The sequence below is a fragment of the Gemella sp. GH3 genome (assembly GCF_013415425.1).
Lineage (GTDB): Bacteria > Bacillota > Bacilli > Staphylococcales > Gemellaceae > Gemelliphila.
Genome location: NZ_JACBYC010000011.1, coordinates 1 through 381, shown reverse-complemented (window position 1 = coordinate 381; position 381 = coordinate 1). Strand labels below are relative to the sequence as shown.

At 33.9% G+C, this 381-nt stretch carries 1 protein-coding gene; it reads left to right on the top strand.

The genetic code is table 11. The features are described 5' to 3' along the window. On the top strand, positions 1 to 221 hold a 221-nt coding region (locus HZY83_RS00055), incomplete at its 5' end, for a hypothetical protein (protein WP_179942087.1). Between the last annotated feature and the right edge of the window lie 160 nt (positions 222 to 381).

Below are 381 nucleotides of genomic sequence, written 5' to 3'. Positions count from 1 at the left end.
AAAGCTTCTTATCAGCTGCGTCATTCCAAGAAACAACACGCGTTCTTACAGATGCAGCAATTAAAGGTAAACGCGATGACTTACTTGGACTTAAAGAAAACGTTATTATCGGTAAGCTAATCCCAGCAGGTACTGGTATGAGACGTTACAGTGATGTTCAATATGATAAAACATCAGCTCCTGTAGCAGATGTAACTGAAGATGTTGAGATTACTGAATAAATTTTAACTTGAGAGTGAGGAGTTAATACCTCACTCTCTTATATATTTATTTTTAAAAGCTTAGAGTTATTGTTGACTATGTGTATTAAAAATGTTAATATATTAAAGGTTGATGCAAGCAGAACTTTGGAGGATATGTACATGTCTAATGAAAAAGTTG